The organism is Streptomyces sp. NPDC031445 (assembly GCF_055581365.1).
Window position 1 is genome coordinate 1,042,024 of record NZ_JBVIJO010000001.1, and the last position, 18,790, is coordinate 1,060,813.

General features: G+C 74.1%; 16 protein-coding genes and 2 pseudogenes. 15 read left to right on the plus strand and 3 right to left on the minus strand.

Annotated features, from left to right (window positions below; all coding sequences use genetic code 11):
- Nucleotides 1-17 precede the first annotated feature (17 nt).
- Complete coding sequence (locus ACZ5DC_RS04345) at nt 18-2,093, plus strand: alpha-galactosidase (RefSeq protein ID WP_468649930.1); 2,076 nt, start codon at nt 18-20, stop codon at nt 2,091-2,093.
- 224 nt (nt 2,094-2,317) lie between these two features.
- On the plus strand, nt 2,318-3,103 hold the full coding sequence (locus tag ACZ5DC_RS04350) for an SGNH/GDSL hydrolase family protein (RefSeq protein WP_468649932.1): 786 nt from the start codon (nt 2,318-2,320) through the stop codon (nt 3,101-3,103).
- Between the two features lie 446 nt (nt 3,104-3,549).
- Here the strand turns inward: ACZ5DC_RS04350 and ACZ5DC_RS04355 are convergent, their stop codons facing one another.
- Both ACZ5DC_RS04355 and ACZ5DC_RS04360 read right to left on the minus strand, forming a co-directional pair.
- Complete coding sequence (locus ACZ5DC_RS04355; protein WP_468649227.1) at nt 3,550-4,170, minus strand: TetR/AcrR family transcriptional regulator; 621 nt, start codon at nt 4,168-4,170, stop codon at nt 3,550-3,552.
- 56 nt (nt 4,171-4,226) lie between these two features.
- Nucleotides 4,227-5,417, minus strand: coding sequence for a glutamate dehydrogenase (locus ACZ5DC_RS04360; RefSeq protein WP_468649229.1), 1,191 nt, complete (start codon nt 5,415-5,417; stop codon nt 4,227-4,229).
- A 149-nt stretch (nt 5,418-5,566) separates the two neighbouring features.
- Between ACZ5DC_RS04360 and ACZ5DC_RS04365 the strand changes: the two genes are divergently transcribed.
- The 13 genes and pseudogenes from ACZ5DC_RS04365 (at nt 5,567) to ACZ5DC_RS04425 (ending at nt 17,800) form a co-directional block, all read left to right on the plus strand.
- Nucleotides 5,567-6,775: an MBL fold metallo-hydrolase gene (locus ACZ5DC_RS04365; protein WP_468649231.1), complete on the plus strand. Its 1,209-nt coding sequence runs from the start codon at nt 5,567-5,569 to the stop codon at nt 6,773-6,775.
- A gap of 573 nt (nt 6,776-7,348) precedes the next feature.
- Nucleotides 7,349-9,793 (plus strand): sensor histidine kinase, encoded by a 2,445-nt coding sequence (locus ACZ5DC_RS04370; protein WP_468649233.1) that lies wholly within the window; start codon nt 7,349-7,351, stop codon nt 9,791-9,793.
- A gap of 89 nt (nt 9,794-9,882) precedes the next feature.
- On the plus strand, nt 9,883-10,317 hold the full coding sequence (locus ACZ5DC_RS04375; RefSeq protein ID WP_356341184.1) for a roadblock/LC7 domain-containing protein: 435 nt from the start codon (nt 9,883-9,885) through the stop codon (nt 10,315-10,317).
- Nucleotides 10,318-10,319: 2 nt separating this feature from the next.
- On the plus strand, nt 10,320-10,691 hold the full coding sequence (locus ACZ5DC_RS04380; RefSeq protein ID WP_366749148.1) for a DUF742 domain-containing protein: 372 nt from the start codon (nt 10,320-10,322) through the stop codon (nt 10,689-10,691).
- The gene (locus ACZ5DC_RS04385) at nt 10,669-11,268 is read left to right on the plus strand and encodes a GTP-binding protein (protein ID WP_468649235.1); all 600 of its coding nucleotides are present in this window, start codon (nt 10,669-10,671) and stop codon (nt 11,266-11,268) included. Before ACZ5DC_RS04380 ends, ACZ5DC_RS04385 begins: the two co-directional genes overlap by 23 nt.
- A 61-nt stretch (nt 11,269-11,329) precedes the next feature.
- The gene (locus ACZ5DC_RS04390; RefSeq protein ID WP_468649237.1) at nt 11,330-11,905 is read left to right on the plus strand and encodes a GAF domain-containing protein; all 576 of its coding nucleotides are present in this window, start codon (nt 11,330-11,332) and stop codon (nt 11,903-11,905) included.
- A gap of 198 nt (nt 11,906-12,103) precedes the next feature.
- Nucleotides 12,104-13,132 (plus strand): L-threonine 3-dehydrogenase, encoded by a 1,029-nt coding sequence (gene tdh / locus ACZ5DC_RS04395; RefSeq protein ID WP_468649239.1) that lies wholly within the window; start codon nt 12,104-12,106, stop codon nt 13,130-13,132.
- A 44-nt stretch (nt 13,133-13,176) separates the two neighbouring features.
- Nucleotides 13,177-14,370, plus strand: coding sequence for a glycine C-acetyltransferase (locus tag ACZ5DC_RS04400; protein ID WP_366749144.1), 1,194 nt, complete (start codon nt 13,177-13,179; stop codon nt 14,368-14,370).
- Nucleotides 14,371-14,400: 30 nt separating this feature from the next.
- Nucleotides 14,401-15,303: a LysR family transcriptional regulator gene (locus ACZ5DC_RS04405; protein WP_366749143.1), complete on the plus strand. Its 903-nt coding sequence runs from the start codon at nt 14,401-14,403 to the stop codon at nt 15,301-15,303.
- 30 nt (nt 15,304-15,333) lie between these two features.
- Nucleotides 15,334-15,614, plus strand: a pseudogene (locus tag ACZ5DC_RS04410) (cupin domain-containing protein); the annotation flags it as partial.
- Between the two features lie 12 nt (nt 15,615-15,626).
- Nucleotides 15,627-15,952, plus strand: a pseudogene (locus ACZ5DC_RS04415) (hypothetical protein).
- A 54-nt stretch (nt 15,953-16,006) separates the two neighbouring features.
- Entirely contained in the window at nt 16,007-16,366 is a 360-nt protein-coding gene (locus ACZ5DC_RS04420; RefSeq protein ID WP_468649241.1) for an MmcQ/YjbR family DNA-binding protein, read from the plus strand.
- 141 nt (nt 16,367-16,507) lie between these two features.
- Nucleotides 16,508-17,800 (plus strand): MFS transporter, encoded by a 1,293-nt coding sequence (locus ACZ5DC_RS04425; RefSeq protein WP_468649243.1) that lies wholly within the window; start codon nt 16,508-16,510, stop codon nt 17,798-17,800.
- A gap of 70 nt (nt 17,801-17,870) precedes the next feature.
- On the opposite strand, the gene ACZ5DC_RS04430 is transcribed toward ACZ5DC_RS04425, so the two are convergent.
- Nucleotides 17,871-18,782, minus strand: a complete 912-nt coding sequence (locus ACZ5DC_RS04430) for a transketolase family protein (RefSeq protein ID WP_468649245.1) — start codon at nt 18,780-18,782, stop codon at nt 17,871-17,873.
- Nucleotides 18,783-18,790: the final 8 nt, after the last annotated feature.

Below are 18,790 nucleotides of genomic sequence, written 5' to 3' on the forward strand. Positions count from 1 at the left end.
GCACCTGTGAGGTCTCGATGGTGGACATCGCCGAAAACGGTCGTACGTGGCTCCTGTCGGGCCCCAGCAGCAGCTATGCCCTGCATCTCACCGACGCGGACGAGCTGCTGCACCTGCACTGGGGGCCGCGGATCGCCCTCGCCGACGCCGAGGCGCTCGCGGTGAGCCCGCTGCCCGGCTACTGGCCCTTCGAGTCCCCGCTCGACGGCCGCGAGGAGTACCCCGTCGAGGGCGGCCCCCGCTTCGTGCGCCCCGCCCTGTCCGTCCGCACCGAGGAGCGGCGCGGCACCGAGTGGCGCTTCGTGTCGTCCGACACCACGCAGGACGGCGAGCTGCGGCTGCGCTTCGACGACGACGGCGTGGCGATCACCCTGCACTACCGGATGCGCGCTGACGTCGTGGAGCGCTGGGTGACCGTCGAGAACGGCGCCCGCGCGCGCGTGGAGCTGCTGCGGGCCGACGCGGCCACCTGGACCCTGCCCGACCGCGAGGGCTGGCGGCTGTCCCAGCTGCACGGCCGCTGGGCCGCGGAGTCCCGGCTCACCACCGCCCCCCTCACCTACGGCGAGAAGGTCATCGGCAGCCGCCGCGGCCACACCGGCCACCAGCACCTGCCCTGGGTGGCCCTCGACACCGACGCCACCGAGGAACGCGGCGAGGTCTACGGCTGCGCGCTCGGCTGGTCCGGCTCCTGGCGCATAGCCGTCGCCCAGCTCCCGGACGCGCGCGTGCAGATCACCGGCGGCGCCGGCTACGACGACTCCGGGCTGCTGCTCCTCGCGCCAGGGGAGTCGTACACCACCCCGGTCTTCGCGGGGCTGTGGAGCGACGGCGGCTTCGGCGGCGCCAGCCGGGCCTGGCACGCCTACCAGCGGGCGTACGTCATCCCGGACGCCGAGCAGGACCGGCCCGTGCTGTTCAACTCCTGGGAGGCCACCTTCTTCGACATCTCCGAGGAGCAGCAGCTCGCGCTCGCCCGCCGGGCCGCCGACATCGGGATCGAGCTGTTCGTCGTCGACGACGGCTGGTTCGGCGCCCGCACCAGCGACCGCGCCGGCCTCGGCGACTGGACCCCCAACCCCGACCGCTTCCCGCAGGGCCTCAAGCCGCTCGCCGACCAGGTGCACGCGCTCGGCATGCGGTTCGGCATCTGGGTCGAGCCCGAGATGGTCAACCCGGACAGCGACCTGTACCGGGCCCACCCGGACTGGGTGCAGTACCAGCCGGGACGCAAGCGCACGGAACTGCGCAATCAGCTCGTGCTCAACCTCGCGCGCGAGGACGTGCGGGAGTACCTGTGGGAGCAGCTGGACACCCTGCTGTCCAGCGCCCCCATCGACTACGTGAAGTGGGACTTCAACCGCTGCTTCACCGACGCGGGCTGGCCCGGGGAACCGTACCCGCAGCGCCTGTGGGTGGACCACGTCCGCGCCCTGTACGCCCTGCTGGACCGGTTGCGCGCCGCGCACCCCGGGGTCGCCTTCGAGTCCTGCTCGGGCGGCGGCGGCCGGATCGACCTCGGCGTGCTCGGCCGCACCGACCAGGTGTGGACCTCCGACAACACCGACCCGCTGGACCGGCTCGCCATCCAGCACGGCTTCACGCACCTCCACCCCGCGCGCGTGATGGCGGCCTGGGTCACCGACAGCCCGAACACCCAGCTCAACGGACGCGCCAGCTCGCTGCGCTTCCGGTTCGTCAGCGCCATGGCGGGCGTGCTCGGGGTCGGCGGCGACCTGACGGAGTGGAGCGCGGAGGAACTGGCCGAGGCCCGGCGGTGGGTGGAGCTGTACAAGGAGATCCGCCCGGTCGTGCAGCACGGGGAGCTGTACCGGCTGCGGCCCCCGGCGGGGGGTCTGAGCGCCGTGCAGTACGTCCGCGGGGAGGAGACCGTCGTCCTGGCCTGGCTTCAGGCGCAGAGCTACGGCGAGCCGGTGCCGGCGGTGCGGCTGCGCGGGCTCGACCCGACGGCGTCGTACGAGAACCCCGAGACGGGCGAAGTGCACCGCGGTGCCGTACTGCTGCACCACGGGCTGCGCACCGGGCTCAAGGGCGACCTGGACGCGACGGTCATCCGGCTGCGCCGTATCTGATCCTCGCGCGGGCGTGGCCCGTGCGGAGGGGCATGCGAGGCCGGACCCGCGATCCCCGGGTCCGGCCTTCGGTGTATCGTGCAGCTTCTATTCCTGGCTTTGCGAACTCTTTAAGAGTGGCTCATCTCACCGTTCGTCAAGTCCCGCTTACGGTCGCGTAGGTCACATCCGAAGGTGAATCATGGTCCGACGTGGCAGACGATTCGAAGAATGACAGCAGATCAGTGATCGGGTCGTACGTGGCGGTGGGGGACAGCTTCACCGAGGGCGTCGGCGACCCCGGCCCCGACGGGGCGTTCGTGGGCTGGGCCGACCGGTTCGCGGTCCTGCTCGCCGACCGGCGTCCCGAGGGCGACTTCCAGTACGCCAACCTCGCCGTGCGCGGGAAGCTGCTGGACCAGATCGTGGCCGACCAGGTGCCGCAGGCCATCGACCTGGCCCCGGACCTGATCTCCTTCTGTGCGGGCGGCAACGACATCATCCGCCCCGGCACCGACCCCGACGAGGTGGCCGAGCGCTTCGAACGCGCCGTGGCCCGGCTGACGCAGGCCGCCGGCACGGTGATGGTGACGACCGGCTTCGACACCCGTGGCGTCCCCGTCCTCAAGCACCTCCGCGGCAAGATCGCCACTTACAACGGGCACGTCCGCGCCATCGCCGACCGGTACGGCTGCCCCGTCCTCGACCTGTGGTCCCTCAAGTCCGTGCGGGACCGCAGGGCCTGGGACAGCGACCGGCTGCACCTCTCGCCCGAGGGGCACACGCGCGTGGCGCTGCGCGCGGGACAGGTCCTCGGCCTGGACGTCCCGGCCGACCCGGAGCAGCCGTGGCCGCCGCTGCCGCCCCGGGGCACACTGGAGGTCCGCCGCGACGACGTCCAGTGGGCGCGGGAGTACCTCGTCCCCTGGATCGGCCGCCGGCTGCGCGGTGAGTCCTCGGGCGACCACGTGACCGCCAAGGGCACGCTGTCACCGGACGACATCAGGATGCGGATCGCCGCGGTGGCCTGACCCGGCCGCCCCACCGCCCCGCCACGGCCCGCGCCCGCACCACCGGCGCGGGCCGTTGTCGCAGAGCACCGGCGGCGCCGGGCCGTGAGGCTCGGTGAACAGGAGCGGCAGCCGGACGAGCGCGTCCGGCAGCGCGGGCGGAGCGTCGCCGGCGGCGCGGTCGCTCCAGGCCGGGCCCGATCGGCCGGCCCCCGGCTTCGGTCTCCGGCTGGAACTGCGCGCCGGGCCGGCCCGGCACGCCCGCCCCGACGGGGAGCACCGCCATCGACGGCGTCCTCGTGCCGAAGGCCGACCGGTCGGATCCGCCGGCGCTCCGCGTCCCGGGCCGCCCTGGGCCTGCGCGGGGCAACGGTGCTGTACCGGACGCGGCACCGCGCAGGACTCCGCGCCCCAGTGCCGGCGTGTCCGCGTACGGTCGAGGCGGCGGTTCCGCGGAGGCCCGCGCGTCAGCGCCGCCTGTCCGTCAACGCATCGCGCTCCAGGCCCAGTTCGCGCGCGAGAGCGTCGTCCACCCACTCCTGCGCCCGGGACCGGGGCACCGCGCCCGGGTACGACGTGAGCTGCACCGCCAGCCCGTCCAGCAGCGCGGTCAGCCGCAGTGCCGTGCCGGCCGGGTCCGCGCATGCGAACTCACCGGCCGTCACGCCCTCGGCGATGACGCCGGCGATCGCCGCCTTCCACTGCTCGTCCAGCTCCCGGGTGACCTGCCGCAGTGCGGGCTCGCGCAGGGACACCGCCCAGCCCTCGATCCACAGCCGCCAGCCCTTGGCCTGTCCGGTCGGCGCGTACCAGCGCACCGCCGACCGCAGCCGGCGCAGCGCGGTGGTCCGCCGGTCCAGCAGCCTGCGCAGGCGCGCGAGATCGTCCTCGGCCGCGTAGGCGAACGCGGCGGCGACCAGCTTCTCCTTCGTGGAGAAGTGGTACAGCACCAGCGCGTTGCTCACCCCGAGGGCCGCGGCCACGTCGGCGATCCTGACCGCCGCCACGCCCCGCGCCTCGATCTGCCCGATGGCTGCCCGCAGCAGCTCCTCGCGCCGCTCGGCCACGCTCAACCGCACTCTCGCCACGCCGTCACCCTAGTCGTTGCCGCCGGCGCCGCCGAAGCCGTCGCGCGGCAGGCCCGTCACCGGTACCGGCCGAACCGTTCCGCGATCACCGGCAACCGGTCCGCCGCCAAGGCGTGCGCAGCCATCCGCGGGGTCGTACCGTCGGCCTGCGCGCGGTCCAGCATCCGGCCGGTCAGGGTGCGCATCGAGCGCCGGACGTGGGCGAGCGCCTCGTCGGCGTCCGCGCCGATGTCGCCGAACAGGGTCCACCACCACCAGGCGTTCGTCGCGGAGTTGACCACCACGTCCGGCAGGACCGTCACCCCGCGCGCGGTCAGCAGCGCCTCCGCCTCGGGCAGCACGGGCATGTTGGCCGCCTCGACGATCCAACGCGCCCGGATCCGCTCCTGGTTCGCACGGTCGACGGCGTACGACACGGCGGCCGGCACCAGCACCTCCGCCTCGGCGGACAGCCAGGCGTCGCCGGGCAGTTCACAATCACCGGGGCGCAACGCCCCGCGGTCCACGGTGCCGTAGCCGTCCCGCGCCGCCAGCAGCGCCTCGACGTCGAGCCCCGCCGGGTTGGCGATCGTGCCCTTGATGTCGGCGACGGCCACGACGCTCAGGCCCGCGCGCGCGAGGAAGCGCGCGGTGGCCCCGCCCATCGTGCCGAGACCCTGCACGGCGACCCGGGTGCCCGGATACGGCACCGCCGCCCGGTCCAGGGCCGTCAGCACCGACTCGGCGACCCCGCAGCCGCCCACCAGCTCGTCCAGGCCGATGCCGTCCACCCGCACCGCGAAGGCGTCCGCGAGCCGCCGGCGGGCCGCGGCCTCGTCGTCCAGCAGCGGGTAGACCGCCTGGATCGAGGAGACCAGGCCCGCCTCGGCCGCGGCGCGGTCCACCAGGTCCTGGGTGAGACCCAGGTCCTCGCCGGTGGTCCAGCAGCTCTCGACGTACGGCCGCACGGCGCGCAGATAGCGCACGAGGAGCCCGTACGCCTCCGGGTCCCGGGGGTCGCAGTCGATGCCGCCCTTGGCGCCGCCGAGCGGGACGTAGCGGCTCCCGGGGTCGTAGTGCAGGGCCTCCTTCATCGTCATGCCGCGGGCGAGTCCGGTGACCTCCTCCAGCGTGCAGCCGGGCCGCATCCGCAGCCCGCCGCTCGCCACGCCCCGCACCAGCCGGTCCACGACCAGGAAGCCCTGGCGACCGGTGACGTGATCGGTCCAGACGAGCGACAGCGAAGGGGCGGTGAGGGGGGTGGTCATGGGGCTTCCTCGGGGGAGCGATGAGGTGATCACCTGAACGGCGAGTCAGTATCCGGAGCCGGTTGGGACCCTGTCAACGCGCGGAAGGGAGCTTGGGCAGCGGACGGACGCACCCCCGCGGCCCGTCGCCGCCCGCGCGGCCGACCATAATGGGGGACTCACCCACTCCACCGGGAGGTACCGTGACCGGTCTGCGTTCCGCGAGCTCCGGGCTCCGCGCGCTGCGGCCCGCTGCGTTCGGAGCGGACCCGGGGGGTGAGCGCATGGCACGCATCCGCCGCTCGCCGCATTTCAAGGACGGCGTCTTCCAGAACCCCGGCGGCCCCGCCCGCACCCGGCCCACCGGGTCCTCGCTGGACCTCGCGAAGGTGTTCCTGGACAAGGACACCCGGCCGCTGCGCGCCCCCGACGGCACCGTCCCGGTGCACCCCACGACCTTCGCCGACCTGGCCAAGCCGCCCGCCACCGGACTGCGGCTGACCTGGATGGGCCACTCCAGCGTGCTCGCCGAGATCGACGGTCACCGCGTCCTGTTCGACCCCGTCTGGGGCGAGCGCTGCTCCCCGTTCCCCTTCGCCGGCCCCAAGCGGCTCCACCCGGTACCGCTGCCGCTGGCCGCGCTCGGCCCGGTCGACGTCGTCGTCATCTCGCACGACCACTACGACCACCTGGACCTGCCCACCATCAAGGCGCTGGCCGGCACGGACACCCTGTTCGCCGTGCCGCTCGGCGTGGGCGCCCACCTCGAACACTGGGGTGTCTCCCCGGACCGGCTGCGCGAACTGGACTGGCACGAGTCCACCCGGGTCGGCGGGCTGACCCTCACCGCCACCCCGGCCCGTCACTTCTGCGGCCGGGGCCTGCGCAACACCCAGCACACCCTCTGGGCGTCCTGGGCCGTCGCCGGCGAGGAGCACCGGATCTACCACAGCGGCGACACCGGCTACTTCGACGGCTTCAAGGACATCGGTGCCGCCCACGGCCCGTTCGACGCCACGATGATCCAGATCGGGGCGTACAGCGAGTTCTGGCCCGACATCCACATGACCCCGCAGGAGGGCCTGCGCGCCCACCTCGACCTCCAGGGCGGCGCGCCGCACGGCGTCCTGCTGCCGATCCACTGGGGCACCTTCAACCTCGCCCCGCACCCCTGGGCCGAGCCGGGGGAGTGGACCAAGGAGGCCGCCGAGGAGGCCGGCCAAGCGGTGGCCCTGCCCCGGCCGGGCGAGCCGTTCGAGGCTTCAGGCAAGCTGCCGGCCGAGGCGTGGTGGCGGAGCGCGTCGGGGGACGTACGGCGCACCTGGCGCTCGGTCGGCGCGTTCGTGGCGGAGCCGCCCACGCGCGACACCGGCGCCTGACCGGCCGGGGCCAGGGGGCGTCCGGGGCGCCCCGGCCCGGCTCACCGGGCACAGTTCGCCGGTACGGCGTACGCCGGCATGCCGCACGACTCCTGGCCCGGTCAAGGCCAAAGCGAACACGTTAAGTGATGATCGGGGTGGACCGGGCCGTGCGGAGGGGCTCCGGAGGCTGCCGCGCGGGCGGCGCCGGGAGCGTGCCCCCGCGCGCGTGCGTCGCGCGCGTGCGCCGCGCAGGGAGAGCGCGATGGGCCGGGGTGATCGGCCGGCCTTTCCGTTTCTGACCGCTTGTGACCAGGCTGGATCGCCCCTGACTTGATTCAGCCCGGTACCGGGCGGCGGCCATCGGACCTTCGTACGGCGCCTCATACCAGAGCGGGACGCTGCTGGGGTGACTTTGTCAACTGCCCACCGCACATGATGCTCAGGCGACTACTGTGAGTGTCCGCCGGGCGACGGGCGGCGGGGTGCACCGGCCCCGTCGGCCGGCAGCGATGACGCGTGCCCGCATCGACGCATGCCCGCACGGCGCACCGCACGAGGACACAGGCCCGACGGACCAGTACGAGGACGCAGATGTCTCACCTCCGAGCACCGGCCGCCCGCGCCGATCGCCGCGAGGGCGGCCGGCACGGGCGACCGGTCGCCCGACCCGCTCCCGCACTGCCCGAGACGCACATACGGCCCCAGTTGATGCGGCTCGCCGTCCTGCCGCCCCTTGCGGTCGCGCTGAGCGGCACGGCAGCCGTGCTCTTCAGCATCCGCTCCACCGGCGTGCGCACCGGCCCCCTGCTGTGGGCCGTGCTCGCCGGATCGGTCACCGTGGCGGTCGCCGGCGTCCTGATCGCCGCCGTGGCCGCCGACCGCACCTCCCGCTCGGTCGCCGACCGCGTCGACGCGCTGCGCCGCACCGCCGCGCGCGGCGAGGCCGACCTGCACGCCCTGGTCGACGCGCTGCGGCAGGGCGAGACCCCGCCGCAGCACGGTCCGCGCCGCCGGCCGCCCGCCGACGCCGACGACTTCGAGCTGCTCGCCGCCGATCTGGCGCGCGCGTACGACGGCGCCGTCACCGCCGTCGTACGGGCCGCCCAGCTCTCCAGCCAGACCGGCAGCCAGCAGAAGCTGGAGGTGTTCGTCAACCTGGCACGCCGGCTCCAGTCCCTGGTGCACCGGGAGATCTCGATCCTGGACGACCTGGAGAACGAGATCGAGGACCCCGATCTGCTCAAGGGGCTCTTCCACGTCGACCACCTGGCCACCCGCATCCGCCGGCACGCCGAGAACCTCGCCGTGCTCGGCGGCGCCGTCTCCCGGCGGCAGTGGAGCAACCCCGTCAGCATGACCGAGGTGCTGCGCTCCGCCATCGCCGAGGTCGAGCAGTACTCCCGCGTCAGGCTGGTGCCGCCCATCGCCGGCGAACTGCGCGGCCACGCCGTGGCCGACGTCATCCACCTGCTCGCCGAACTCATCGAGAACGCCACGGTGTTCTCCGCCCCGCACACCCAGGTGCTGCTCCGCGCCAACCTCGTCACCTCCGGGCTCGCCGTGGAGGTCGAGGACCGCGGCCTGGGCATGCCCGTCGCCGAGCAGGAGCGGATGAACGCCGTGCTCGCCGACCCCGACCAGGTCAACGTCGCCAGCCTGCTGGCCGACGGCCGCATCGGGCTCTACGTCGTTTCCCAGCTCGCCCGCCGGCACAGCATCCACGTGCGGCTGCAGACCAACATCTACGGCGGGGTGCAGGCCGTCCTCGTCGTGCCGCAGGCCCTGCTGGGCAACGCGCCGGGCGTGCCGGGCGCGGTCGCCGGGACCGCCGTACCGCAGCCGCAGCCGCAGCGGTCGGGGGAGGCCGGGGCGCCGCAGGGGAGCCGGGCGATGGCATCCGCGCCGCCCCCCGCGCCTGCGCCAGGTCCCGGGAGCGGCACCGAAGCGGGGAGTGCCGCACAGGGCGGGCGTGGCTCCGCGCAGGGCGGCGGGGACCGGCCCGGCGAGGCGGCCGGGGCCGGGACGGGCGGCGGGCAGACCGCGCCGACCGGGCGGCGCAGGCACGCCCAGCGGGGCCCGGGGCGCCGTGGGACCGAGAGCGGCGCGCCGGGGCGGCACGGAAGTGACCCGGCCCCGCTTCCCGTGCGCGGTGCCCAGGACGCGCGGCCCACGCCCGCCGAGGCCGTGCCCGGCATCAGCGCCGAGGACCGGGCGGCGGTGGAGGCGCACACGGGCGGCCTGCCCACCCCGCGCGTCGGCCCGGTCCGCGGCACCATGGACAAGCCCCAACTGCCCCGCCGGCGCGCCCAGGAGCACATCGTGCCCCAGCTGCGCGGCGGGCCCCTGCCCCGCCAGGAGAGCGACACCGTCGCCGGCCACGACCCCGGCCTGATGGCCGCCTTCCAGCGCGGCATCGGACTCGCCGAGGCCCAGCAGAGCCTGGAGGCCGAGCAGACGGAGCCGGGGTTCCGCGAGCCGGGGTTCCAGGAGACAGAGTCCGCGAAGCCGGCGTACGAGAAGCCGGGGTACGAGACGGCGTACGGGCACATGGGCTCGGCCCACATGGATGCTGAGCACAGGGCAGGCGCGCACCTCCCGGCGTCCACGCCGGGACCGGCCGAGCCGACGCGCGAACGCCCCGAGCACGGCGATCCGGACCACATGGAGTCGCGGCACATGCGTCAGGCGCACCTGGGTCAGGCGCACCTGGGTCAGGCGCACATGGGCCAGGAACACACAGGCCAAGCGCACCCGAGCCGGACGCACGTGGGGTCGGACTACACGGGTGCGGACCACATGGGCCCGGACCACACTGGCCCGGACCGCCCGGCCCAGGGATACCCCGGTGCGCACCACATGGGACCGGGCCACATGTCCACCGACCACACAGCCCAGCCCTCCACTACACAACCCCCCACCACTCCGGACCCCACCGCACAGCACGTGGTTCCCATACCCCAGGCGCGCGCCCACGCGCCCGCAGCCGACGGCGTTCGCGGCAGCGGCCGGACCGAGGGGGGCGCGCCGGCCGGATGACCGCCTCCGCCCCCGCACCCCCGCGCCGTACCCCCACCCCCACCCCCAGCGCTCCCGCTGGTCTTCGTACCCCAAGGAGTCGATCCACCATGGCGAGCGATGCGCCGACCGTCCACGCATCCGACCTCGACTGGCTGCTGAGCGGCCTCGTGCAGCGCGTACCGCACACCACCAGCGCGGTGCTCCTGTCCTGCGACGGACTGGTGAAGTCCGTGCACGGCCTGGACGCCGACAGCGCCGACCACATGGCGGCCCTGGCCTCCGGCCTGTACTCCCTCGGCCGCAGCGCGGGCGTCCGGTTCGGCGACGGCGGGGACGTGCGCCAGGTCGTCGTCGAACTCGACGCGACCCTGCTGTTCGTCACCACCGCCGGCTCCGGCACCTGCCTCGCCGTGCTGGCGGGCCGCGAGGCCGACGCCGCGGTGCTCGGCTACGAGATGGCGATGCTGGTCAAGAGCGTCCGCCCCTACCTGGTCACCGCGCCCCGGCAGCACGCCGTCGAATCCACGGCGACGAGGCCCTGAGCGTGGCCGCGGCCGGCGACGGGCCCTGGCTGGACGACGCGGCCGGACGGCTCGTGCGGCCGTTCACGGTGAGCAACGGCCGCACCGAACCCAGCATCGCCCTCGACCTGATGTCGCAGGTGATGGCCACCGGCGTCACCCCGCTCGGCTACCTCGCTCCCGAGCACGCGCAGGCGCTCGACCTGTCCCGCGCGCCTGTCTCGGTGGCCGAGGTCGCCGCCCAGCTGAAACTGCCCGCCGTGGTCACCAAGGTGCTGCTCTCCGACCTGGTCGACTGCGGCGCGCTGACCACCAAGCCGCCCGTGTACCACCACACCCCCACTGACCGGTCTCTGCTGGAGGCAGTGCTCGATGGACTACGACGACAGCTCTGACCCGTTCCCGACCGCGCTCAAGATCCTGGTGGCGGGCGGGTTCGGCGTCGGCAAGACCACCTTCGTGGGCGCGGTCAGCGAGATCGCGCCGCTCAGCACGGAGGAGCTGCTCACCACGGTCAGCGTCGGCACGGACAGTCTCGACGGCGTCGAGAACAAGATGGAGACCACGGTCGCCATGGACTTCGGCCGGATCACCCTCGACCCGCACCATGTGCTGTACCTGTTCGGCACGCCGGGGCAGGAGCGGTTCTGGTTCATGTGGGACGAGCTGTCCGAGGGCGCGCTCGGCGCGGTGATCCTCGCCGACACCCGGCGCCTCCAGGACTGCTTCGCCGCCGTGGACTTCTTCGAGGAACGCGGGCTCGCCTTCATCGTCGCCCTCAACGAGTTCGACGGCGCCCACCGCTACGAGCCCGAGGAGGTGCGGGCCGCCATCGACCTGGACCCGCAGGTCCCGGTGGTCCGCTGCGACGCCCGGATCTCCAGCTCCGGAGTCCAGACCCTGCTCGTCCTCGTCCGCCACCTCCTGGCCCATGCCCCGGCGACCGCGCCCAGCCAGGGCGCCCACAGGTGATCCCGCCCTACCGCCCACGGAGCCCCTATATGAGGTACGCCCACAGCGCCGGAGCCCGGCCATGAGCTACGAGCCGCCCCGGCCGGTCCGGGGTCTGCTGCTCACCCCCGAGGACAAGGAGGCGCCCGCCCGCGTCCACCGGTTGCGCCGGCTCGGCCTGGCGGACCGGCCCGACCCCGCGCTCGACGCCTTCGCGGGCCACCTCGCGCAGCTCACCGGCGCGCTCTACGCCATGGTCAACTTCATCGGCGAGGAGCACCAGTTCTTCGCGGGCCTGAGCGCCCCGGCCGTCTGCCCGGTCGTGCGGGACGACGGCACCAGGGCCGAGATCGGCCGGGTCCTGCCGCGCGACCACGGTTTCTGCCCCCATGTGGTGGTCCGCCGCAAGGCACTCGTCCTGGAGGACGTCGGCGACTACCCCCGGTTCGCGTGCAACCCGGTCGTCGACGGCTACGGCATCCGCTCCTACCTCGGCGCCCCTCTCATCGACAGCTCCGGCATGGCGCTCGGCACCGTGTGCGCGGCCGACACAGCGCCCCGCGCCTGGGGCAGGGCCGGCCTGGAGACCATCAAGGCACTCGCCGCCGATCTCGTCGTACGGCTCGAACGGAGCAGTGAGGACGGACTTCCTCTCTGACGCGGAGGACACCCGCGCGGGGCGGCGTGACGGGCGTTTTCGGGGGACGTGTAGGAAAGCTGAGGCTCCGGTTAAGAAAAGCTCGATGGACCCGGGCTCGCGCGTACGGCAGATTGCAGGGTGATTCCACCCCTCTGACCCGGTGCGGGCACCTTCGGCGTGCCGGCGGGCCGGGCCTCACCCACAGGAGCCGTAGCGTTGAAGGCGCTGGTCAAGGAGAAGGCGGAGCCGGGACTCTGGCTGACGGACGTCCCGGAGCCCGCCATCGGCCCCGGGGACGTCCTGATCAAGGTCATGCGGACCGGTATCTGCGGCACGGATCTGCACATCCGGTCCTGGGACGGCTGGGCCCGGCAGACGATCCGCACCCCGCTCGTGCTGGGCCACGAGTTCGTCGGGCAGGTCGTCGAGACCGGGCGGGACGTGACCGACATCCGCATCGGCGACCGGGTCAGCGGCGAGGGCCATCTGGTGTGCGGCAAGTGCCGCAACTGCCTGGCCGGCCGCCGGCACCTGTGCCGCGCCACCGTCGGTCTCGGCGTCGGCCGTGACGGCGCGTTCGCCGAGTACGTCGCCCTGCCCGCGACCAACGTCTGGGTGCATCGCGTCCCCGTCGACCTCGACGTCGCCGCGATCTTCGACCCGTTCGGCAACGCCGTGCACACCGCGCTGTCCTTCCCGCTGGTCGGCGAGGACGTGCTGATCACCGGCGCGGGCCCGATCGGCCTGATGGCCGCCGCCGTGGCCCGGCACGCGGGCGCCCGCCACGTCGTCGTCACCGACGTCAGCGAGGAGCGCCTGGAGATCGCCCGCAAGATAGGGGTGAGCCTGGCCCTGAACGTCGCCGAGTCCACCATCGCCGACGGACAGCGCGAACTGGGGCTGCGCGAGGGCTTCGACATCGGCCTGGAGATGTCCGGCCGGCCCGAGGCCATGCGCGACATGATCGCGAACATGACACACGGTGGCCGGATCGCCATGCTCGGCCTGCCCGCCGAGGAGTTCCCGGTCGACTGGGCCCGGATCGTCACCTCGATGATCACCATCAAGGGCATCTACGGCCGCGAGATGTTCGAAACCTGGTACGCGATGTCGGTGCTGCTGGAGGGCGGCCTGGACCTCGCCCCCGTGATCACCGGCCGGTACGACTACCGCGACTTCGAGGCGGCCTTCGCCGACGCCGCGAGCGGCAGGGGCGGCAAGGTCATCCTGGACTGGACCGCGTAACCCCCTTCACCCGCAAGCACCTTCAGGTATTCAGGAGCTCCCTCATGTTCGACACCGTCCGCGACGACCTGCGCGCCACCCTCGACGAGATCCGCGCCGCCGGCCTGCACAAGCCCGAGCGGGTCATCGGCACCCCGCAGTCCGCGACCGTGAACGTCACCGCCGGCGGCCGCCCCGGCGAGGTCCTCAACTTCTGCGCCAACAACTACCTCGGCCTCGCCGACCACCCCGACGTGATCGCCGCCGCCCACGCCGCCCTGGACCGCTGGGGCTACGGCATGGCCTCCGTCCGCTTCATCTGCGGAACCCAGGAGGTGCACAAGGAGCTGGAGGCCCGGCTGTCGGCCTTCCTCGGCCAGGAGGACACCATCCTGTACTCCTCCTGCTTCGACGCCAACGGCGGTGTCTTCGAGACCCTGCTCGGCGAGGAGGACGCGGTGATCTCCGACGCCCTCAACCACGCCTCCATCATCGACGGCATCCGCCTGTCCAAGGCCCGCCGCTTCCGCTACGCCAACCGCGACCTCGCGGACCTGGAGACCAAGCTCAAGGAGGCGTCCGACGCGCGGCGCCGCCTGATCGTCACCGACGGCGTGTTCTCCATGGACGGCTACGTCGCGCCCCTGGCGGAGATCTGCGACCTCGCCGACCGCTACGACGCGATGGTCATGGTCGACGACTCGCACGCCGTCGGCTTCGTCGGCCCGACCGGCCGCGGCACCCCCGAGCTGCACGGCGTCATGGACCGCGTCGACATCATCACCGGCACCCTCGGCAAGGCCCTCGGCGGGGCCTCCGGCGGTTACGTCGCCGCCCGCGCCGAGATCGTCGCCCTGCTGCGCCAGCGCTCCCGCCCCTACCTGTTCTCCAACACGCTCGCCCCGGTGATCGCCGCTGCCTCCCTGAAGGTCCTCGACCTGCTGGAGTCCGCCGACGACCTGCGCGTGCGGCTCGCCGAGAACACCGCGCTGTTCCGCCGCCGGATGACCGAGGAGGGCTTCGACATCCTCCCCGGCGACCACGCCATCGCCCCCGTCATGATCGGGGACGCGGCGAAGGCGGCCCGGATGGCCGAACTGCTGCTGGAGCGCGGGGTCTACGTGATCGGCTTCTCGTACCCGGTCGTCCCGCAGGGGCAGGCCCGCATCCGCGTCCAGCTGTCCGCCGCGCACTCCACCGAGGACGTCGACCGCGCGGTCGACGCGTTCGTCGCGGCGCGCGCCGAGCTGGCGGCCTGACCAGGGCGGACGCCCTGGGATAATGGGGGCATGATCGAGGCACGGCGGCTCCACATCCTCCGTGCGGTGGCCGACCACCGCACGGTCACCGCGGCGGCCGCCGCGCTCTACCTCACCCCCTCCGCCGTCTCCCAGCAGCTGACGGCCCTGGAGCAGGAGACCGGCCACCGCCTGGTCGAGCGCGGCGCCAGGGGCGTACGGCTCACCCCGGCGGGCGAGATCCTGCTCAGCCACACCAACGCGGTCCTCGCCCAGCTGGAGCGTGCCGAGGCCGAGCTGGCCGCCTACGGCTCGGGCGAGGCGGGCACGGTCACCGTGGCGGCCTTCGCGACCGGCATCGCCCAGGTCGTGGCCCCGGCCGTGGCCCGCCTCGCCCACCACGCGCCCGGCATAAGGATCCGCGTGCAGGACGCGGAGGGAGACGCCAGCCTGCCCATGGTCCTGGACCGGCAGGTCGACGTCGCGGTCGCCGTCGAGTACCGGGGCGCGCCGTCCGCCGACGACCCCCGCCTGACCCACGTCCCGCTGTACGCCGAGCCGTTCGACGCCGTCGTACCCCTGGGGCACCGTCTCGCGGACGCCCCCGAGGTGCCACTCGCCGACCTGGCCAAGGACACGTGGATCGGGCCGTACCCCGGCAACCCGTGCCACGACGTGGTCGTCCTCGCCTGCGAGAGCGCCGGCTTCCAGCCCCGCCTGGAGCACTCCTCCGACGACTTCCGGGCCGTCGTCGCCCTCGCCTCGGCCGACGCGGGCGTGGCCCTGGTCCCGCGCTCGGCGCTGCGGGGCATGGACCTGGCCGGCGTGGTCGTCCGCCCCGTCGACGGCGTCGCCCCGACCCGCCGGGTCTTCGCCGCCGTCCGCCGCGGCGCCGAGGGGCACCCGCTGATCCGCCCGGTGCTGGAGGCGCTGGGCGAGGCGGCGCAGGCGTGAGGCTTCCGTAACAGCGCCGTCTCCTTTCGGGTCAGCCGCTCCACCCTGTCACGCGCCGAACGCGCGGAGACCAGCCGGTCCGTGTCCCCGCCGCACACCGGACTGCGCGGCGAACTGGTCGAGGGCTACGACCGCCCGCCCGGGCCCGGCCTGGAGCAGCACCTGTGGCTGCTGGAAGGGGCCCGGAGGTGACGGCCGGGGACCGGGTCCACCGGCTCGGCGCTGGGGACTGCCTGCGGATGCGGGTCACCGGAGCGACCCGCTTCCGCTGCGCCGGTCCGGACGAGGCGCGGTACGTGCTGGCGGCGCTGCCGACCGACACCGTGGCCTCGGGGGCCTCCGTCGGCTTCCTCGCGCCCCTCGGCCACGCGGAGGCCGCGGCGGCGCGCCGGCTCGCCGTCTGGGCGGCCCTGGACCCCGTGGGCCGGGTGACCGGCACGGTGGGCCTGGCCTGCCCCGACAAGCCGAACAGGCCGCCGCGGCCGACGGCCGCACCCTGCTCCGTCTCGACACCGAGACGGGCAGCCCCGCGGAGGGCCTGTACCGCTCGGCCGGCCGGACGAGGGCCGGGACCGTCCCCGACTACGCGGCGAGCCCGGCGGGCGTGTTGCGGCCGACGACGCTGTACTACAAGCGGCTCGGAGGCTGACGGCCGCCGGGTGCGGCGGGGTGGCTGTCAGTGGCGGGAGCTACCGTGCGTGGCATGCCGGATGCACACGACGTACGCCGAATCGCCCTGTCCCTGCCGGACACCACGGAGAAGACCGCCTGGAGCATGCCCACGTTCCGGGTCGCCGGGAAGATGTTCGCGACCCTCCCCGAGGACGAGACGTCCCTCGCCGTGCGCTGCCCCAAGGAGGAGCGCGACGAACTGGTCCTGGCCGAGCCGGGAAAGTTCTGGATCGCCGGCCACGAGGCGCAGTTCGCCTGGGTGAGAGCGAGGCTCGCCGCCCTGGAGGACGAGGACGAACTGCGGGCCATCCTGGCCGACTCCTGGCGCCAGGCCGCCCCGTCCCGGCTCCTGGACGCGCATCCGGAGCTGGGGCTCCCGGCCGGGGACTGAAAAGCCCGGCGGGCGCCTCCCGGGAAGTGGCATGATCCCGCCTCGGCGGCCGGGAAGAGGCCGCGGCACGACGGGAAGCGGCACGGACGCTGAAACGGCCCGGGCAGGGGAACGGCCGGGTCGGGGAGGGGAGCGCTCGGGATGACCGGAACGGACGCGCGACGGGATACCGCCGGCCGGGGTGTGCACACGGCGGCGGCCGGTGTCCCGGCGCTCTGGTCGCGGGACTTCGCGCTCTTCTTCGTGGCCCGGGCCGTCGCCCGGCTCGGCGACACCATGCTGCCCGTCGCCCTCGCCGCCGGTCTGCTGGAACACGGGTACGGCGCGGGCGCGGTCGGCCTCGCCATGGCCTCCACGGCCGCCGCGTTCGCGGGACTCGTCGTCTTCGGCGGGGTCATCGCGGACCGGTTCAGCACCCGCAGGCTGATGATCGGCGCCGACCTCGTCCGGCTCGGCACCCAGTCCGCCGCCGCGGGCCTGTTCTTCACCGGGCACGTGGTGCTGTGGCAGATCTGCGCCATCGGCGTCGCCAACGGCGTGGCCGGCGCGGTCTTCCAGCCCGGCGTGGCCAGCACCGTGCCCCGCCTCGCCACCGACATCCAGGGCGCGAACGGCGCCATCCGCATCGCCGAGTCCGCCGCCCAGCTCGCCGGTCCCGCCGTCGCCGGCGTCCTGGTGGGCCTCGCCTCGCCCGGCGGGGTCTTCGCCGCGCACGCCGCCACCTACGCGCTCAGTGCCCTGTGCCTGCTGCTGCTCCGGCTGCGCCCGCTCCCCGTCACCGCCCGCGCGGCCACCGGTTCCGCCCTGCGCGCCTTCCGCGCCGATCTCGTCGACGGCTGGCGGGAGTTCCGCTCCCGCGCCTGGCTGTGGGGCGTGATCGCCGTCTGGTGCCTCTACATGATCGCCGTGTGGGGCCCGACCGTGCCGCTGGTGGCCACCGAGGTCGTCCGGCACCACGGCCCCGGCGCGTACGGCCTGGTCAACTCGGCCCTCGGCGCGGGCACGGTGGTCGGTGGCCTGCTCGCGCTGCGGCTGCGCCCCCGCCGCATGCTCCGCGCGGGCGCGCTCTCCCTGTTCGCCTTCTTCGGCTTCCCCGCGACCGTCGGGGCGGGCCTCGGCGTACCGGCGATGGCGGCCGGGGCGGCGGTCGCCGGGGCCGGGATGTCGTTCTGGGGCGTGATGTGGGCGACCACCGTGCAGACCCAGGTACCGGCCGACGTCCTCAACCGCATCCACGCCTACGACGTGGCGGGCTCCCTCGCGATGATGCCGGTCGGCCAGGCACTCGCCGGCCCCGCGGCCGCGTCCCTCGGCGCCGACCACGTCCTGCTGACCGCGGCGGTGGTGAGCCTGGCGGTGGCGGCCATCCTGCTGGCAGTGCCCGCGGTACGCGACTTGGCCCGGGCCGACGCGACGGCATCCGCCGTGCCCTGATGACCGAGGACCCTGGCGTGAGCGTCCCCGCACGCCGTCCCGCGCGGGGGCGCTCACCCCGGTCCCGCCGTCACCTGCCCCGCCCCGCGTCCAGGAAGTGCCCGATCCGTTCCCGCAGGGTCGTCTCGTCCAGGCCGTGCGCGGCCACATGTTCCTCGATCGTGCCGTAGCGGCGCAGCTCACGGCGGCCGACGCCGAGGCCGAGCACCCGGTGCGGGACATCGGCCAGTGCCTCGCTCACCGCGGCCGTCGACGTCCCCGCGAGGTACGGCTCGACCAGCACGACGTCCGTGCCCGCCGCCTGCGTCGCCCGGCGCAGCCCGGCCGCGTCGAACGGCCGTACCGTCGTCGCGTACAGCACGGTCACGTCCAGGCCCTCCGTCGCGGTGAGGACCGCGTCCAGCATCGGGCCGACCGCGACGACCACCCCCGAACGGCCCTCGCGGACGGTGACGGCGTGCCGGCCGTCGATGACCCGCCCCTGCCGGTTGGACTGCACCGACAGCCGCACGTACACCCGGTCGTCGCCCGCCGCGACCGCGTGGTGCAGCAGCGTCTCGGCCTCGTCCGGGTGCCCGGGCACGTGCACGGTCCAGCCGTCCAGCGTGTCGAGGAGGGCCACGTCGCCCGGGGCCATGTGGGTGAAGCCGCCGGCCGGCCAGTCGAAGGAGGCGGCGGCGCTCACCAGTACCGCGCCGGTGTCCTGGTGTCCCAGGTCCAGCTTGAGCTGCTCGAACGGCCGCTCCACGAGGAAGCTGGCGAAGGTGTGCACGATCGGCCGCAGTCCGGTGAGCGCCAGCCCGGCCGCCGCGCCGACCAGCAGCTGTTCCCGGATGCCGACGTTGATCACCCGGTCGGGGTGCCGGCGCTCGGCCTCGCGGAACCCGTCCCGGCCGATCTCGGCGAGGACGACCGCGACCCGGGGATCCTCGTCCAGCAGCCGGGAGGCGACGGGGGCGAAACGGTCACGCATGGTGTCCATCGAAAAGA

Excerpts from the sequence above, each read along its gene's own strand:
- ACZ5DC_RS04345 (WP_468649930.1), top strand. The coding sequence starts at position 18 with ATGGTGGACATCGCCGAAAACGGTCGTACGTGGCTCCTGTCGGGCCCC.
- ACZ5DC_RS04360 (WP_468649229.1), bottom strand. The coding sequence starts at position 5,417 with ATGACCACCCCCCTCACCGCCCCTTCGCTGTCGCTCGTCTGGACCGAT.
- ACZ5DC_RS04365 (WP_468649231.1), top strand. The coding sequence starts at position 5,567 with ATGGGGGACTCACCCACTCCACCGGGAGGTACCGTGACCGGTCTGCGT.
- ACZ5DC_RS04370 (WP_468649233.1), top strand. The coding sequence starts at position 7,349 with ATGTCTCACCTCCGAGCACCGGCCGCCCGCGCCGATCGCCGCGAGGGC.
- ACZ5DC_RS04375 (WP_356341184.1), top strand. The coding sequence starts at position 9,883 with ATGGCGAGCGATGCGCCGACCGTCCACGCATCCGACCTCGACTGGCTG.
- ACZ5DC_RS04385 (WP_468649235.1), top strand. The coding sequence starts at position 10,669 with ATGGACTACGACGACAGCTCTGACCCGTTCCCGACCGCGCTCAAGATC.
- ACZ5DC_RS04390 (WP_468649237.1), top strand. The coding sequence starts at position 11,330 with ATGAGCTACGAGCCGCCCCGGCCGGTCCGGGGTCTGCTGCTCACCCCC.
- ACZ5DC_RS04400 (WP_366749144.1), top strand. The coding sequence starts at position 13,177 with ATGTTCGACACCGTCCGCGACGACCTGCGCGCCACCCTCGACGAGATC.
- ACZ5DC_RS04405 (WP_366749143.1), top strand. The coding sequence starts at position 14,401 with ATGATCGAGGCACGGCGGCTCCACATCCTCCGTGCGGTGGCCGACCAC.
- ACZ5DC_RS04420 (WP_468649241.1), top strand. The coding sequence starts at position 16,007 with ATGCCGGATGCACACGACGTACGCCGAATCGCCCTGTCCCTGCCGGAC.
- ACZ5DC_RS04425 (WP_468649243.1), top strand. The coding sequence starts at position 16,508 with ATGACCGGAACGGACGCGCGACGGGATACCGCCGGCCGGGGTGTGCAC.
- ACZ5DC_RS04430 (WP_468649245.1), bottom strand. The coding sequence starts at position 18,782 with ATGGACACCATGCGTGACCGTTTCGCCCCCGTCGCCTCCCGGCTGCTG.